A 17350-nucleotide genomic window follows, 5' to 3' on the forward strand; every position below is an offset into this window, starting at 1 on the left:
CTTAGCCAATGGGGCGGGCTCCGGCGCCCGCCCCATTGGCGATTTCAACTAGTTACCTTCCAGTTCCACCAGACGGTAACGCACCAGTTCCGGATCAGCGTCGATCTCGGCCTGCCGGTAAGGGAAGCGAATCCATTGCTTGCCGGAATAGGCCTCGGTCATGTCGCTGAAATAGGGCGAGGCCGGGTCAGTGGACTGGGAATAGGTTACAAACCCTTCCGCCAGTGGCTGGCCGGCCTCGTCCCAGGTCACGGTTTGAATGTAGCTGTTGCCGTAGTTCACGTTGTACTGGCCATCGCTGAGGTCGTTCGGCCGCGAGCTGGCAATGGTAAAGGCGCCCTCGAAGCCTTCGCCGCCGAAAATCGGAATGGCGGTGTCGTGCAGGCCGGATACCTGTAGCGTGCCCATAGCGGCGGTCATTGCCATGGGTGAATCCTGGATGGCCTTAACGCCGTCCGCGAAAGCGGTCTGGATCAATGGGCTGAAGACGTTCAACATTGCCGGCGTGTTGACAGGATCGGCAGGATCAAAGGGTGTCAGCCATTTGATCGGGGATTCCACCGGCAACGGGTCTACATTCCGCCAGAACTCGCGCCAGATGTGCCCGCCGACAGACCCCAGGTTATGGGTGCCGTCCCAGCTTTGCAATACGGTGCAGGCTTCGGAGATGTCTACCGGCTGGCCATCGCTGCCCAACAACGTGCCGAGGGGGCAATAGGCGTTCAGGACGTTCTCGCGGGCCAGCTGTTCAGACAGCAGCGAGCTGTCAAGCACCATGTCCTGCAGGTTGGCCATATCAAAACCGGTACTGCCCGGTCGGCCGTCGGAGCCATCGAGGCGCTGGATCACCTGCTCCATGCACTTGCGGGTGCGCAGGGACCGGGGGGTTTCCTCGTCACCGATAATGGCCGCAAAGCCAGTCAGTGGTTCTGCGGGATTGGTGACCCAGTAGCTGTCATTGCAGTTATGCACCCAGTCATCCCGCTGCAGCGATGGCAGGTTGGCGGGCCCGAACACGCCTTCTGCCGGTGCATCGGGGTCATTGTCCCACTGGCAATCGGCACGGGCGCCGTCCAGCAGCGGCAGGCCCGGAGCCAGCAGGTCAAACACCGGCGACAGTAACGTGGTACAGGCCTGCACCTTGCTGTCGGGCACATTGGGCACCACCGTCAGGTCACCGTAATACGCCGGCTTGCCGGGCCCGGTGGCGACGGTATTGACCCATGGCGTCCCGAGCACACTGCCGTGGAGTTCCACGAATTCCTCGAAACTGTCTGCCTGATTCCAGCGGAAAAACTGGTTCAGTAACCGGTCATTCTCGGCATTGGCATCCCGCAGAGTGTAAGCCTTGAGATTGGACCAGTTCAGTATCGGCACACCGGCCGCCTCAAAGGTCAGCAGGGGGCCATAACGGGAACGGTACAGGGTGCGGGTGACCTCGCTCAACTCCCCGGTATCGTCCATCGCCTGCACGGTGATGTCCGAGGCCTCCATATCCACGAATTCGCCTTCGTACAGGTACTGGGTGGGGTCGGCGGGATTCAGCGTCAACTCGTAGAAACTGAAACGGTAGGCCGCTGAGACCGTGTGGCTCCAGGCAAAATGCTCGTTAAAACCGATCAGCACCGCCGGCAGGCCATAGAGCGCCGCTCCCATGATCTCGGTATCGTCCCCGACCTTGAGATGTGCCAGATACAGGCGCTCGGTGGCCTCCCATGGAAAATGGGGGTTGCCGAACAGCAGGGATTCACCACTGCGACTGGCACCGGCCGACAACCCGTACATGTTGCTGCCGATGGGCAGCTCGGTGTCAAAAGGGAACGGCAGGGCCCCGCCATCCTCAATGCCGAGGTCAGCCAGCGCATCCAGAATGGCGTCAGCCGACAGTTCCGGTACGTCGGTCGCGGGCGGCTGCGCCGTGGCAATGCCTTCCACGAACACCGATGACGACGCCAGCACCGCGAGGCGGAGATAGCGACGGTACATGTCATCTTCCTCAATGGGCATCAGCCACGGCTCATTCCGGCAGGCCTCATGGCGGCCGGGATGTTGGCCCTTGCGAAGTTCCTGCAGATAACGATTGAAACCGGCCACATAGCCCCGGGAGGCCTCGCCCACCTCGGGGTCGCTGCCAGTTTTCAGGGGCTGGATGGCGTCGTCCGTCGCCGTTGCCCGCCAGAAGAAGTCAGCATTCAGGTTAGTGGTGGTGGCGCCATTGGAGGGTATCTGGTAGTTACCCCCGGCCCCAAGAAAGCGGGCCCGCAATCCGCGGATGGTCAGGGTATCTTCCGCCAGCAGGCACAGGTTGTCTTCGGCCTGGGCATAGCCGTAGGCGTACCCCATACTGCCGAAATCATCGGCTTCAATGTGGGGAATGCCGAAGGCGGTACGCTTGAGGGTTGCCTTGAAGACTTGCTCATTGCCGCCAACCACCGGCGCCGGGGCATCGGAGCCGTCGCTGCCACCGCTGCTCAGACAGCCGGCAAGCAGGACTGCAGACACGGCAATCCCGCCCAGTTTCAGTTTATTGTTCATGGCTTCATCCGTCGTTGTTATTGTTGGTTACAAAGCTGACGCCTTGTTGTTACCAAACGATCGGCAGAGAAAAAGAGTTCCCTGAAGGCGTGGAATTCACAAATCAAACGGACTCTTTGGCCTAAACGGCAAGACCGCCCCTCGCTAGCGCGCTTGTAACGCCTTAACTAAACTGATTCAAACCTCACTAAACTCTCTTTACCGGAGAAACGCTGATGGCCGAAACACACTTCCCCCAACACCGGGCGCGCCTGGAGGCTCTGCGAGCAGAGTACATCAGCAAACTGCCTGAGATTTTTCAACGCCTGGACACGCTAACAGAAACCTTGCCAGTGGATGGCGCACCACCAAACCTCGCTATACTTGACAGAACCCTTACCCAGCTCTCGGAAGAAACCCACAAACTGGCCGGCTCGTCAGGCACCCTCGGGCTGGCAGACCTCTCCGCCGCAGCCCGACAACTTCTGTCACTCGCAGAGCATTGGCACGCGCACCCACTGGGCGCTCGCGCCAAAAAAGATCTGATGGTGACCCTGGTCAGCACAATGCGTGATTGCAGCAGAAGGCCAGCCCCCGACGTGGCGAAACCGATTAGGCAGGGAACTCGCATGATTCACATCGTTGAGGACAACGAATTAGTGGCCCATGAAATACTGACCTGGCTAACCGAGGCTGGCTTCGATGCACAGGTTTTTCTGTCATCTTCGGTATACCTTGACACCTTTGAAAGCTTACCCACACCGGACATGGTTTTGATGGACGTTGCCTTCGGTAAGAACCCGGTCGCCGGGCCCGATACAATCAGGCAACTGCGGGACAGACTCGGACAACTGCCTGCGGTCGTGTTCTTCTCGATCCATGACAATACGCCTGCCCGACTCGCAGCGCTGAGGGCGGGCGCCTCTCGCTACCTGGTCAAACCGGTCAGTAAAACTCAATTGATCGACGTTGCTTGTGAGTTCGCACAGCGCAGAAAGGGACCGAAATACCGGGTGCTGATGGTAGACGATGATCAGATCGTGCTGGAAACAGCCAAACTGCACCTGGAACACGTCGGCCTCGATGTGCACATTTCCGATGAACCGATGAAAGCCCTCGAGATCGCTCGCGAAATTAAGCCGGATGTCATCATTCTCGATATCTTTATGCCCGACATCTCGGGCACAGAGCTTGCCGGTATTTTGCGAGAAGACCGACAATTTGACCCCACGTCTATCGTATTTTTAACGGCGCAAACTCATCGGGATGAAAAAACATTGAGCGTCGCGCTTGGCGGCGACGATTATATCCTGAAGCCGTTCGATACGGACTATCTGACTGCAACTGTGTTTGCGAGGGCCAGAAGGTCCCGCCGGCTGAGAGGGCTGCTGGAAAGCAAAACGATCAGCGAGTCTGATGACTACTAGCTCGGTTCCTATCCAACATTTCGCTGGACTCAAATCCAGGACGCGGTAGCCCACCGTATTACTCAACTCATTCGTCTATCGCAATCCTGGCATATTTGACTACAGCCCTTGGAGGACTCATTGGAGCCCCGCTACGACACCCTATTTTATGACGGACAATGCCCGCTCTGCGCAAGGGAAATCGCCACCCTCAGAAAGCTGCAGAAAGGCCATCTGATCTTTGCAGACATCCATCAGCAGACCGCCCTGGACGCCCTCCCCGAGAAAGAGCTGCTGCTGCGCAGACTGCACCTGATGACGTGGACCGGCGAATGGGTAACCGGGCTGCACGCAAACGTGCGAGCCTGGTCACACACACCGGTGGGCTTCGTGTTCAAACCCTTGCTGTGGCCCGGTGTCTTCCACGTCGCGCGCAAAGTTTACGAACGCTGGGCTGATCGTCGCTACGACCGTAAATACGCCTGCACGGTCTGCAGTGCAGGCGAGCCGGGCTGAGCCGCGAGCGGAACGAACTAGAGACAGCAGACCTTGAATTTGAGGCCACTGCCGCAGGGGCACGGGTCGTTACGGCCCGGTTTCAACGGCCCTTCGCGGGTATCGCCCCGCAGGTAGCACCAGTATCCGTTCTCCCGGACGAACTCCGAGGCTTCCTCAAGACAGCCCCAGCCGCTCCCCGCGCGGTAAACCGCCCGGAAGTGAACCGTGCCGGCGTCACCGGTGTGACGACTGCCAAGCACCCGCAATGAGACCCAGTCCGGTGTGTCATCCAGTGTCAGAGTGTCCGGCCGGGTACTGTGGTGCCAGGTGGCGCGCAGGTAGTCAGCCAGCCCCAGCACGAAGGCGGTATAGCGGGAGCGCATCAACGCTTCTGGCGAGGTCGCCGCCTGCCCCCGATGCAAGGGCCGGCAACATTGCTGATAGAGTGTTTTGCTGCCACACGGGCAATCAGTCTGTGCGGAATGTTCTGTCATCTGCGCCTTGGGGTTCGGTCAGTTCCGGAAGCGCCCAGTGTACCAGCATCACCACCGGGCTACCCCGCCCACAGCTACATACGAAAGCGGCTCTTTCGCCACAGCCACGCCAGCCAGAGCGCGTGCAGGTTGATGAGCAAGGCCAGAATCCATTCAAATGCGTCGTTCCTGCGGCTGTAGAACTCGGGCATCACGCCATTGAGCATCACCGACAGGGTGTCCAGCGCCAGCGTGTATACACCCAGGGCAAGACCGGCGACCAGCGCCAGACCCCAGAGTGACACCGATGAACTCTTCCCCGTCATACCCTCTGACTCCGGACCGTTTTCCGGCAAAACAGACGTTTTTGTCTGTTCATGAAACTTATTGGAGTTTTGCCCGTATAATCGCATTGAGCCAGACCATAGCCATAACTTTCAAGGTTTTCTACGATCCCGCTCATCAATACATCAACCAAGGACGTCAAGCAGATCCTCCTACAGGTCTGCGCCTGACAAACGGTCGATAATGCCTTTACCACGCCTGCTACCCTGCCTGCTCCTGCTGTTCTTACCGCTCTCACTGGCCATCGCCCATGAGATCACTCCAAAGCCCGACAACATTGGCTTTTACTACGGTGATGAGGCTCCGATCGGCGCGCTCTACGCCTACGACTGGCTGGTCCTGCAGCAGGATCAGGTATCCGATGCGCGACTGGAACTGCTCGCCCAGGGCGACACCCTGCCCCTGGCCTATTTCAGTATCGGGGAAATGGCACGAAGCCACCGTCTGTATTCCGAGATCAGCCCGTCATGGAAAGTCGGGAAAAACACTGCCTGGAAGAGCACCGTTCTCGATCTGCGAAACCCTGATGTGCGCCAGTTCCTGATCGACAACATCGTGGCACCGGCAATGGCGCGGGGTTTCCGGGGTGTATTTCTCGACACCATGGACAGCCACCTCCTTGCAGAGGCGGGCCGCGCGGATCCTGAAGCGTTCGTCGCTGGGCAGGAAACCCTCATTCGCGCCATCAAGGCCCGCTTCCCCAGCGCCCGGGTCGTTCTCAATCGCGGATTTCATCTGCAGGGCGCCATGGACGACCTGGTGGATGGTGTTGCTTTCGAGTCCTACCGCGAGGGCTACGACCCAGGCCGCCGGCAGTACTACAGCGTATCCGATCAGGACCGCCAGTGGCTGGATACGCAGCTCGCCTATTGGCGCGAGACACGACCGGACATCCCGTTGATTGCCATCGACTATGTGAAGGATGGGACGCGCGCGGCGGCGTTAGCGGACAAACTGCGCGACGATGGCCTGGTGCCTGTTGTCAGCAACCCGGAACTGACGCGCCTGAGCCCGACCCGGCCCGCCGTGCAACCGAGACACGTGCTGGTGATTCACGATCTACCTGCGAGCCGAATGGATCAGAGCGGTGCACACCGGCGCCTGGGCATCGTTCTCGAGCGCATGGGCCTGGTCCCTCATTATCGATCGAGCCGCGAGACGGTACCGGACGAGCCCACCAACGACCGATACCTGGGGGTCGTTCTGTGGTGGGAGAGCGCTGGCACCAAAAGCGCCGTTTGCGGCTGGTTGAAGGGCGTGCAACAGCGAGGACTGCCCGTTGTGTCCCTGGGCCTGCTGCCGGCCGAAACGTCCTGCCGTCAACTGCTGGGCGCCAACACCCTGGCCCTGCCGGCCACCCCACTCACGTTCTCGGAGCGGGCGCCCTCTGTCGCCACCTATGAGGGTCGGCGCCTGCCGCAGGCACCGACTTCCGCACTCCCGGTGCTTGACGGCGGCCAAAGCTGGTTTACCGCCACCGACACCCGCGGCCGCGAGTTCCACCCGGTGTACACCTTCTCCGGCGGTGGCGTGGCCCTGGCACCGTTTCTGTTCGAACAGGGCCCGGATGACGAGGCCTACTGGCTCTTCGATCCCTTTGCCTTCCTGAGTGAGGCGCTCGGCAACCCCGGCATCCCCGCCATCGACAGCACCACGGAGGCCGGGCGGCGCATTCTGACCGCCCACATCGACGGTGACGGCCTGGTTTCCCGTGGTGAATTCACCGGCAGCCCGCTGAGCGCGGCGGTGATCACCGACAAGATACTGCAACGGTTCACCATTCCTCATACCGTTTCAGTCATTGAAGGGGAAACCTCACCCAACGGCCTCTATCCGGGCGTCAGTGACGAGGCGGAATCCAACGCCCGCGCCATGTTGCGCCTCGACAATGTCGAGGTGGCCTCACACTCCTACAGCCACCCGTTCTTCTGGCAGGCTCTGGAAGGTGGTCCGGCGCCCCGCCTGGAAAACACACTCTACGGCTACTTCATGAACATTCCCGACTATCAGGTGTCTCTGGACCGTGAGATTGCCGGCTCGGTGGACTACATCAACCGGGAGCTGGCCCCGGCCGACAAGCCGGTGTCGGTATTCCTGTGGACCGGCGATGCGCGGCCGGGCCCAAAAGCGCTGCGGAAGGTTCGTGAAGCGGGGCTGCTGAACGTCAACGGCGGCGACACCCACCCGCTGCCTTACGCATCCGAGCTGGCCGGTACCTGGCCCGATGCCAGACCGGTCGGTGACGAGCTGCAGATCTACGCACCGGTGATGAATGAAAACGTCTACACCAATCAGTGGACCGGGCCATACTATGGCTTTCGCTACGTGATCGACACCTTCCGCCTGCTGGAAGACCGCGGCCGTCTGAAGCCCATGGGGATCTACTATCACTTCTACTCGGGCACCAAGCCGGAAGCCCTGAATGCCCTGGAGGAAATCTACCGCTACGCCCTGGCGCAGCCCGTGACCCCTCTGTACCTGAGCGACTACGCCAGGCGGGTTCAGACCCAGTATTATTCGGTAATGCAGCAGGATTCACAGGGCGGATACCGCTGGCGTGGGCTGGGCGCTCCCAGCACCGTTCGCGTCGCCGCCGACCGGTTTCCCGATCTCGAGCACAGCCGCGGCGTGGCAGGCTTCCATGATGCAGCTGGCGTGCGTTTCGTTCACCTCACCGGCAAGGATCCCGTGCTCCACCTGAGCGACGCCCGCCCGGAGGGCCCATATCTGTCTAACGCCAACGCCGTCATTACCCACTGGCAGCGCAGTGGGAATACTGGCGGCTGGAAGCTGGAGCTCGGACTGCAGGGTCACCAGGCACTGGACGTGGTTATTGCCAACGGTGGTAACTGCCGCGTCACGCAACCCGCCGGGGTCGCCGCCACCCGGAGCGGTAGCGACCTGCAACTGCGGCTGGCACGTTCCAGCGTAGCTAGGCTGTCCATGGAGTGTCGCTGAGCATGGCGCAACGCAGAGAGGCCTTTTTCAGCCTGCCGGCACTCCTGCTGATGGCCGCGCTGATGGGAGCTGCGCTCTATCTCCTGTTTCCACGACAGGCGATATTTGAGGACATCAACTACCTGAGCAATCCGGACGGCCTCTCCATAGCCTACCTGGAGGTGCTGCTGCGTTCGGATCAGGACAACCTATCACTACGTATCAATCTGGGCACCATGCTTGCCCGATCCGGCCAGCCCCGCAAAGCGCAACAGACACTGGCGCCGCTGATGGAGCGGGAGTCCATTCCCTCTCTGGCGTTCGAGACTTACACCGGGCTTATCGCCCAGCAAGTGTTTGCCGAGCCTCCGGGACCTGAGCGGGAAGCGGTTCGTCAGCGCCTGTTTGAAACCTATCAGAAACTGTCGCTGCAAAACTACGACATCGAACGAATGTTAAACCTTCTGAGGCCGGCCAACGATTGGCTGACCGGCGATCAGTACCTCGCCATCCTGTCTTCGCTACGCGATGTCGCGGATACAAAGACGTCCCGCATCGCCATCGCGCGCGAGGTTGCCCGCAGGCAAGAGGCAACGGGCGACCCCGCTCTGGCCGTCATAACCTTGCGGGAGGTGTTGCCAGAGGTATCAGAACCCCTGCGAGCGCCCATCGTCTCGGAACTGATTCGCCTTGAACTGGCGGCGGGCAACGCCACCGGTGCTCTCGATCTGTTCCGGCAGGCGTTCGCGTCGCCGCCAATGACGAGCGGAGAACTCGCCCGGGGTATGGAGCTTGCCCGGCTGGCCGGTGACGACCGGCAGTACCGTCGCTGGCTGCTGCAGCGGGCGCGGCAGGAGCCAACCGACATAGAGACCCAGCGTTCGCTGTTGCAATTGCAGCTGGGCGAGGGCGAGCTGGTGGCTGCGCTGGGCACCGTGCGCCGCTTGCAAGCCATCGACGGACAGCTGAGCCGCACGGACCGGGAACAGATGGCCCGGGTACTGGAGTGGAACAATCGCCCCGCGGAAGCCCTGAGTGCCTGGCAATCCATCTACAACCGGTATGGCTCCGCCGAGGCCTTCCGACGCATCAGAGCCCTCGCCAGCAGCCTGTTCCGCTGGGATGTTCTGGCATCGGTTCTGGCCAGTGAGGCGGCGGCGAACCGGCTGCGACCGGATGATTACAGCCTGCTGTCCGACGCATTGATCAACATTGGCGACTTCGAGGGCGCACAACGGCGCCTGGCGGAGGGGCTGGACCGACATCCTGATGCCTCGAGCCTCCGGGCGCGGAAGTTGACCCTGCTGATCAACAGCCGCCGCTTCCCGGAAGCCATCGAGTTGCTCGAACGCTCTGAATCACTGACCGATGCGGAGCGGCTGCAACTGGCCAACCTGTACTGGCGCATCCGGGAACCGGACACTGCGCTGGCGCAACTGAATTTTGAGTCAGAGGATCCGGACATCGCGGCGGAAGCCGCCGCCATGCGACTGGATCTCGCCGTGTTGCTGGGGCGCACCGATGTGCTGCGCCAGGAATACCGACAAGCCGTGGCACGCGACCCGATTCCGCAAGATGCCTTCGCACAGGAACGGCTGCTCAGCCTGGCCGTCCTGTTTGGCGAATACGACCACGCCATCGCACTGAGTAACGCCCGGTTCCAGGCCACCGGAGAGCCACGCTACCTGGCTGCCCGCGCGGAATACCACCTCATTCTGGAGGAATACGACGAACTGGAGGCCACGCTCTGGCAATGGCGAAAAGCCGACCCGGACGTCACGAACACACCGCGTTACTGGACGCTGACGGCCTCGCTGATGCAACAGCGGGGAGATGCCGGGGCCACCGCCGCGGCTTTCCGCCGAGCCTCGGCGCTGGCTCCGGAGAACAACGACATCCTCACCGGCTGGGCATGGTTCCTGATCAGCCATCCGGAACGCCAGCCCGGCGAACTGCCCCTCCTGCTGCAGCGACTGGCGGACTCTCCGGGGGCCAACACCTATCCGGTTCTGGCCTATGGCTACAGCGCGTTGGGTGAACATGAGCACGCCCTGTACTGGTTCCGCGAGGGCCTGCCGCTGTTCGAGAACGACGACAACTGGCTGGTATCCATGGCTTCCGCCCTCGACCAGACCGGTGCCCACGGCACCGCCAGCGACCTTCGCCAGCAGGTTGCCGAACGTATGTCGTCAACCAGCGGCTCCAGCGACAGCAACAGTCGTCTGGCCGTGTATCGTGGCGAGCACCTCGATCGCCTGGCCTGGCAGGAAATCGCCCGCTATCAGACTGCCAGCAGTTCACTGGATGTCAACGAGGGCGACTACCGCCAGGCGCTGGCCCAACTGGCCATTGAGCAAAACAGCAGCCTGGCTGCCGAGAGCCTGCTGCGCGGTGATGAGACCGCCCGGCTGTATCCCGATCCCGCACCTCTGGTCAACAACGACAACCGGGCCCTGCAACTGGGCTATACCCGTCAGAACCTGGGCAATTTTACGGTCGGCGGACACGAACTCACCGGCCAGTTCAGCCACGACCGCTTCCGCTGGCTGTTCTCCACCAGGCAGCTTGAGGCCAGCGGGCGCGGGCGCCTGAACCAGCGCCCCGACAGCCACAACGAGAGCAGGCTGGAGCTGGAGAGCAATCACAGCAACTTGCGGCTGTGGCTCAGTGCCGGGCAACTGGAGCGGTTCAACCAGACCGATACCACCGCAGGCCTCGAAGTGGGCGGCCCGGTTACCGACCGGATCAGCCTCACTGCCGGTTATCGCCTCAGCGAGCGCACACCGGACACTGCGGAGGCCTGGTGGGTGACATCCCGTGACCGGAGTTACCTGGCGCTGAGCTATACGCCGTTCTCGCGGCTGACGCTGAGCGCGCAAGCCGAGCAGTTCGACATCAACGAACTGAACGGCCGCACCCTCGCAACAGGTACCGGACTGGACCTTAACGCCACGTATACCCTGTTTCGTCGTGATCCGGACTGGACCGTTTCCGCCGGCTACCGGAATCAGGAATCTGATATCAGCGGGTCGTTTTCCCCGGAAACCGCGGCCGCATTGGCGCAACCGCTCGGGGTGCCGCTGACGCCCGAGGATCTGATTTCCCGGGAATACGAACGTCTGGGCGTCAGCACACGCTGGAGCCACGGCGAGCCACACACACTGTTCCGCAGCACGCCGTCACCACGACTGTTCCTGGGTCTCGGCACCGGTTTTGTGCTGTCCACCTCAACCCCGGATTTCAATCTGGAAGCCGGCCTTGGGTGGCGCGTACTGGGCGACGACGAACTGGCTCTGTCCGGGCGCTGGTCGTCCGAAAACCTGGATGGTAATGCCCGCACCGATGTGAAACTCACGTACACACTGTATTTTGGTCATTAAAGGAGACCCCCATGATCAAGCATCAATTAACCCTGTGGCTCATGCTGACCCTGTTGGCCGGCTGTTCCGTCATCCAGAGCCAGGACGGCAAGCCGATACCCGACGACAACCAGTTTGCCGTGGTGCCACTGAACAACCTGTCACAGACGCCCCAGGCCGGCGACCAGGCCGCCAGCATCCTGTCCGCTATCCTGCGGGCCAATGGCGCTGAACAGGTCAGTCTTTACCTGCCGGACGGTCAGAATCCGCTGGTTTATGAAAGCCGGCAACGGCAGCGGGAAGCGACAGACGAAGCGGCGCGAGACGGTGCCGACTTCATCCTGACCGGTACCGTGGACGAATGGCGCTATAAAAGCGGGCTCGACGGCGAGCCGGCGGTCGGCATCACCCTCGAAGTGCGCCGGGTACAAGACAATACCCTGGTCTGGTCCGGCACCTCCGCCCGCACCGGCTGGGGGCGCGAAAGCCTGAGCGTGGCCGGCCATAAAGTGCTGCAAAAGCTGGTGAACGCCATGCCACTTGTTTCCGGAAACAGGTAACCCGTACCCATGAACGACCTGTTCGGGAAGCTGAATCAGATCCATTCTGCCAAAGAAGGCGTGCCCCGCGTGCTGAAGTGGCTGGAGACCCTGCTACTGACCGGCTTTTTCGTGGTGCTCGGCGCATGGAACCGCCCCGACGATCCGTTCTATGTGTCTGGCGGCTTTCCATGGCCGGTGCTGGCGCCGCTGCTGGTGGGGCTGCGCTACGGCTTCTTTATGGCATTGGTTTCCGCCCTGCTGATCATCGGCGGGCTGGGGCTGCATCTGCGTGAAACTTCCGCCGGGCAGGCCTTTCCCGTGGTCTGGGCCATCGGCATCATGGCGGTCAGCCTGTTGGCCGGGGAATTCCGCGACTACTGGGAACGGCAACTGGAAAAGCTCAATGCCAGCAACCGCTACCGTCAGGTCCGGCTCGAGGAATTCACCCGCAACTTCTATCTGCTGAAAGTCTCCCATGACCGCCTTGAACAGCAGCTGGCCGGCAGTTCCAGCAGCCTGCGGGAAGCTCTGCGGCGGCTGTATGCGGAATTCGCCCATACTGGCCCACAGGGGCTGAGCCGTGAAAATGCCGGTCTGATGCTGCAGTTGCTGGTGCGCTATGGCCAGCTTCAGATTGCCGCCATTTACCCGATGAAAAACCACCGTCTCGGCGATGAACCGATTGCCACCGTGGGTGCCTTCCGCCCGGTCAAAAGCAGTGACCCACTGCTGGCACATGCGCTTGCGGAACGGTCGCTGGTGTCGGTCCAGACCGAGTATCGCAAACATATGGACGACCTGGACACCGACCTACTGGCCGCCATTCCGTTGATCGATTCCGAAGACCGGATCATCGCTATGTGCCTGATCGAGGCCATGCCGTTTTTCAACTTTCAGCCCAAATCGCTGCGGTTGTTGGCCATCCTGGCTGGACATATGGCAGACATAGTGCAAGAGCAGCAATCGGTTCCTACAGCGATCAGTCAGGAGTGGCGGCATTTCCATATGCAACTGGCAAGAGTTGGAAGAGACGCCGCACGGTTCGGTCTACCCGCGGCGCTGGTGGCTCTGGAAATGCACGATGCCCACCAGGCGACGATCATTACCACCCACATCCGGAAAATCCGGCGTGGGTTGGATGTGGTGGTGGAAACCGGCGACCCTGAGGTGCAACAGGTGATAATTCTGATGCCGTTGACCGACGAGCTGGGACTTGCCGGTTATATGCAACGGCTCAATGAAGAATTACGGGAAAGACTTGGGGAACCTCTACACAACCAACTCTCACTCCAGGACAGCCTGCTGGTGAGCGACCGGCAACAGGCCGACGAGTGGCTCCAGCGATTCCTGAACAACGGAGCCAAACGGTGAACAGCAATCTGCTGATTCTTTTCGCTATTGCGCTGGAGAGCGGGGGTATTGCCGGTCTGATGTCGGACCTGCCCCTGCAGGCCGCACTGCCCGGCTATCTGTTGGCTCATGCACTAGCCTGCCTGGCCCTGACCGTGGTCATTTTGCCATTGTTGCCCGCACGCTATCGCGGGCAACCGCTGCTCACCACTCTGTTCCTGTTTTCCCTGCAATTTGCCATCCCATTTATCGGCAGTCTGGGCGTCTTCGTGGGCATTCTGCTGGCCCTGTATCTGCCCCGCTCCACCCGAGAAATGCCCTGGCAAGAGATGGACATCCCTGAATTGCCGTTCCAGCCTGTCGACATGGATTTACAGGTTATCTACAGCGAGGGCGGGCTGCGTCAGGTGCTGAGGGAAGCCCAGAGTCCGGACAAGCGCCTGAAAGCGCTACTGGCAACGCGGCAGATGGACGATCGTACCGGCATCGAGATTCTGCGCGAGGCCCTGAAAGACCCCACCGACGACGTACGTTTGCTGGCCTATTCCATGCTGGAGCAGAAAGAGAAAACGCTGGCAGAGCGCGCCCGGAAGCTGCAGGCAGCAATGGCAAAAGCCAGTGATATCGACAGCGTCGTGCTGCGACGCCGCCTTGCCCAGGTGTGGTGGGAAATGGCGTATCTGGGGCTGGCTCAGGGTGGCTTGCGCCAGTACTACCTGAACAATGCCCGCACCTTGTTGCTGGAGCTGACCGAGCGGCGCTCGCAGCACAACGACTGGCGGCTCCTGGGTCGGGTGGAACTGGCACTGAATGATATTGATGCTGCAGAGGCGGCGTTTAACGCTGCCCTGGACGCCGGGTCACCGGCCGAGGTGATCCTGCCCTATCAGGCCGAGGTGGCGTTCCTGCAGCGAGATTTCCAGCGGGTGCGGTACTATCTGGCCACCTGTCCGCGCAACCGGATCCACCCTGCAAACCGGCCGATCATGGAGGCATGGTTATGAGCAACCCCACCGGACAGACGCCACCCAAGGCCGACATCGCGCTGCTGCTGGAGGGCACCTATCCGTTTATCCGGGGTGGTGTGTCTTCCTGGGTACACCAGATCATCACCGGCCTGCCGGATTACACCTTTGCGCTGATCTTTCTCGGCGGCGATCGTGCGCACTATGGCAAACAGCAGTATGAACTGCCTGCCAACGTTACGCACCTGGAGTGTCATTATCTGATGGACACCCACGCCGAAACCCGGCCGCGGCCCAGCAAGGGCAACCGGCAAGCATTCCAGGCGCAGCGGGAACTGCACGACCAGTTCAAGTCCGGCACTCCAGTGCCGGCCCACGTTTTGCAACAGGTGTTCGCGGATCTGGGAGACAAGAAAGGCATCAGCCGGGAAGATTTTCTGTACAGCAAGGAGAGCTGGGAGATGATCGACGACAGTTATCGGCGGTTTTGCACCGAGCCGTCTTTCGTCGACTATTTCTGGACCATCCGCATAATGCATGCCCCCCTGTTCCAGCTGGCAGAAATCGCTCGCAATATGCCACCGGTGCGCATGCTGCATTCGATTTCCACCGGATACGCCGGGCTGCTCGGCGCCATCGCCAGCGAGCAGCGGGGGCTACCCTACGCCCTCAGCGAACACGGCATTTACACCAAAGAGCGCAAGATCGACCTGTCCCAGGCTCAGTGGATCAGTGACCCGACGGACCAGGTCAGCGGCACCCTGGACGATCAGCTCGGGTATATCCGCCGGCTGTGGATCCGCTTCTTCGAGGCCCTCGGGCGGCTGGCTTACCAGCAGGCCCAGCCGATTGTCTCGTTGTATCAGGGCAACCGCCTGCGGCAACTCCAGGATGGCGCCGAAGAAGCGCGTACCTGCATCATTCCCAATGGCATAGATCCGGCCCGCTTCAACGCCGCCCGGCTGGCGCGCCCCTATGCCACTCCGAAAGTGCTGGGCCTGGTGGGGCGGGTCGTGCCGATCAAAGACATCAAGACGTTCATTCGCGCCGTGCGCAGCGTATGCGAAGTCATGCCTGAGGCCGAAGGCTGGATCGTAGGCCCGGAGGATGAGGATGCGGAATACGTCAGAGAGTGCAAAGAGCTGGCCACCAGCCTGGGGCTGGATAACAAGGTCAGATTTCTGGGTTTTCAGAACGTCAACGACATCCTGCCACAACTGGGGCTGATGGTGCTGACGTCCATTTCCGAGGCCCTGCCGCTGGTAATCCTGGAGGCGCATGCCGCAGGCCTGCCCTGCCTGGCCACCGATGTGGGCGCCTGCCGAGAGCTGCTGGAAGGCAGCGGCGACGAGGATCGCGCCCTCGGACCCAGTGGCGCGGTGGTGCCCATTGCCGATCCCGAAGCCACCGCCCGCGAGGCGATCCGGCTGCTCTCGGACCAGGAACTCTGGCACAAGGCCCAGACCGCTGGCCTGGAGCGGGTGAAGCGCTATTACACCCTGGACAGCATGTTCGACGCCTATCGCAACATCTATGACCAGCACCTGAGTGCATCGCCGGAGGCGTCCCGCTGATGGCCGGTATCGGATTTGAACTTCGCCGCATCCTGAAACGGGACAGCTTTCTCAACCTGCTGGAAGCCTATGGCCTGGCGGGCATTATCAGCTCCGGTCCCTGGGTGTTGTCAGTGCTGGGGGTCATGCTGATCGGTATCATCAGCCTGTCAGTGGCGGTATCGGGCACGGAGGTGGTGCAGTTCCTGGTGTCGGTGACCTACCTGATGGCCATTTCCCTCACGCTCTCGGGGCTGTTCCAGCACGTGTTTACCCGCTGGGTGGCCGACCGGCTTTACAGCAACCACCACGCTCTCATTCTGCCCAATCTGATGGGACTGATCTGGGTATCTACGTTGCTGTCCATGGCGCTGGGTGTGATTGCCATGATCTGGCTGATGCCGGGCACATCGGTGATGTACCGATTGCTGATGCTGGCCAACTTCGTGGTGCTGTGTAATCTGTGGCCGGTGACCATCTTCCTGTCGAGCATGAAGTCCTACCGCCGCATTGTGGTGGTGTTCACCCTCGGTTATGCCACCGCGGTTGTTGGCTCCCTGATCCTGGCCGATTACGGGCTGGAAGGACTGCTGACCGGGCTGTTGTTCGGCCACAGCCTGCTGTTCTTCAGCTTTTTCTACACCATCATCCGCCAGTACCCCGGCGATTCGTTTATCCGTTTCGATTTTACCCAACGCAGGCAGATTTTTCCGGCGCTGATTCTCACCGGCTTGCTGTTCAATGCCGCGGTCTGGGCAGACAAGGTGATTTTCTGGTTCCACCCGGACACCTCCCAGCCCATTATCGGCATGCTGAGAGCATCAGTGATCTACGATCTGCCGATTTTTCTGGCCTATCTGTCGATCATTCCCGGCATGGCAGTGTTCCTGGTGCGAATGGAGACCGACTTTTCCGAGGCCTACGACCGCTTTTACAATGCGGTGCGGGAAGGCGATACCCTGGCGCGTATCAATGACTTCCGCGACCAGATGGTGATCGTGGCTCGCAATGGCATCTACGAAATCTTCAAGGTGCAGGGGCTGACGGTCATTCTGCTGTTCCTCTGGGCGGAGGAGATTCTCACCGCCATCGGCATCTCCACACTGTACCTGCCGCTGTTCTACATCGATCTGGTGGCGGTCAGCATCCAGCTGCTGTTACTGGCGATCCAGAATGTGCTGTTCTATCTGGATGCCCGCGGCATCAACGTCACCCTGTGTACGCTGTTCTTTGCCAGCAACATTGTGCTGACGCTGATCACCATTGAGATGGGGGCATCGTTCTACGGTTACGGCTTTGCCGGCGCCACCCTGATCTCGGCGCTGACCGGCCTCTGGCTGCTGTCACGGAAGTTTGATCAGTTGGAATACGAAACCTTCATGCTGCAGGGCCGCTGACGGCCCGCAGC

Annotated in this window: 12 protein-coding genes; 9 read left to right on the plus strand and 3 right to left on the minus strand. The window is 61.0% G+C overall.

Annotated elements, in window-relative coordinates:
* Positions 1-48: 48 nt before the first annotated feature.
* Complete coding sequence (locus tag R0125_RS10690) at positions 49-2535, minus strand: penicillin acylase family protein (RefSeq protein WP_317238155.1); 2487 nt, start codon at positions 2533-2535, stop codon at positions 49-51.
* Positions 2536-2750: 215 nt separating this feature from the next.
* On the opposite strand from R0125_RS10690, the gene R0125_RS10695 reads away from it, so the two are divergent.
* Together R0125_RS10695 and R0125_RS10700 are read left to right on the plus strand one after the other, a co-directional pair.
* Positions 2751-3941: a response regulator gene (locus tag R0125_RS10695; protein ID WP_317238156.1), complete on the plus strand. Its 1191-nt coding sequence runs from the start codon at positions 2751-2753 to the stop codon at positions 3939-3941.
* Positions 3942-4061: 120 nt separating this feature from the next.
* Positions 4062-4436, plus strand: coding sequence for a DUF393 domain-containing protein (locus R0125_RS10700; RefSeq protein ID WP_317238157.1), 375 nt, complete (start codon positions 4062-4064; stop codon positions 4434-4436).
* A 17-nt stretch (positions 4437-4453) separates the two neighbouring features.
* Here the strand turns inward: R0125_RS10700 and R0125_RS10705 are convergent, their stop codons facing one another.
* On the minus strand, positions 4454-4912 hold the full coding sequence (locus tag R0125_RS10705; RefSeq protein ID WP_317238158.1) for a YchJ family protein: 459 nt from the start codon (positions 4910-4912) through the stop codon (positions 4454-4456).
* 74 nt (positions 4913-4986) lie between these two features.
* The gene (locus R0125_RS10710; protein WP_317238159.1) at positions 4987-5217 is read right to left on the minus strand and encodes a hypothetical protein; all 231 of its coding nucleotides are present in this window, start codon (positions 5215-5217) and stop codon (positions 4987-4989) included.
* A 202-nt stretch (positions 5218-5419) separates the two neighbouring features.
* Between R0125_RS10710 and R0125_RS10715 the strand changes: the two genes are divergently transcribed.
* The 7 genes from R0125_RS10715 to pelG are packed head-to-tail and all read left to right on the plus strand — an operon-like array spanning position 5420 to position 17339.
* Positions 5420-8194 (plus strand): endo alpha-1,4 polygalactosaminidase, encoded by a 2775-nt coding sequence (locus R0125_RS10715; protein WP_317238160.1) that lies wholly within the window; start codon positions 5420-5422, stop codon positions 8192-8194.
* Positions 8195-8196: 2 nt separating this feature from the next.
* Entirely contained in the window at positions 8197-11553 is a 3357-nt protein-coding gene (locus R0125_RS10720) for a tetratricopeptide repeat protein (protein WP_317238161.1), read from the plus strand.
* 11 nt (positions 11554-11564) lie between these two features.
* Positions 11565-12092, plus strand: a complete 528-nt coding sequence (locus tag R0125_RS10725) for a hypothetical protein (RefSeq protein WP_317238162.1) — start codon at positions 11565-11567, stop codon at positions 12090-12092.
* Between the two features lie 9 nt (positions 12093-12101).
* The gene (locus R0125_RS10730; RefSeq protein WP_317238163.1) at positions 12102-13445 is read left to right on the plus strand and encodes a PelD GGDEF domain-containing protein; all 1344 of its coding nucleotides are present in this window, start codon (positions 12102-12104) and stop codon (positions 13443-13445) included.
* Positions 13442-14428 carry a HEAT repeat domain-containing protein gene (locus tag R0125_RS10735; RefSeq protein ID WP_317238164.1) on the plus strand — a complete coding sequence of 329 codons (987 nt, stop codon included), beginning with the start codon at positions 13442-13444 and terminating at the stop codon, positions 14426-14428. The genes R0125_RS10730 and R0125_RS10735 overlap by 4 nt, the downstream gene beginning before the upstream one ends.
* The gene (gene pelF / locus R0125_RS10740) at positions 14425-15963 is read left to right on the plus strand and encodes a GT4 family glycosyltransferase PelF (protein WP_317238165.1); all 1539 of its coding nucleotides are present in this window, start codon (positions 14425-14427) and stop codon (positions 15961-15963) included. The genes R0125_RS10735 and pelF overlap by 4 nt, the downstream gene beginning before the upstream one ends.
* Positions 15963-17339 (plus strand): exopolysaccharide Pel transporter PelG, encoded by a 1377-nt coding sequence (pelG, locus tag R0125_RS10745; RefSeq protein WP_248183230.1) that lies wholly within the window; start codon positions 15963-15965, stop codon positions 17337-17339. The genes pelF and pelG overlap by 1 nt, the downstream gene beginning before the upstream one ends.
* Positions 17340-17350 lie beyond the last annotated feature (11 nt).

The organism is Marinobacter sp. M-5 (genome assembly GCF_032911545.1).
In the GTDB taxonomy this organism is placed as follows: Bacteria; Pseudomonadota; Gammaproteobacteria; order Pseudomonadales; family Oleiphilaceae; genus Marinobacter; species Marinobacter goseongensis.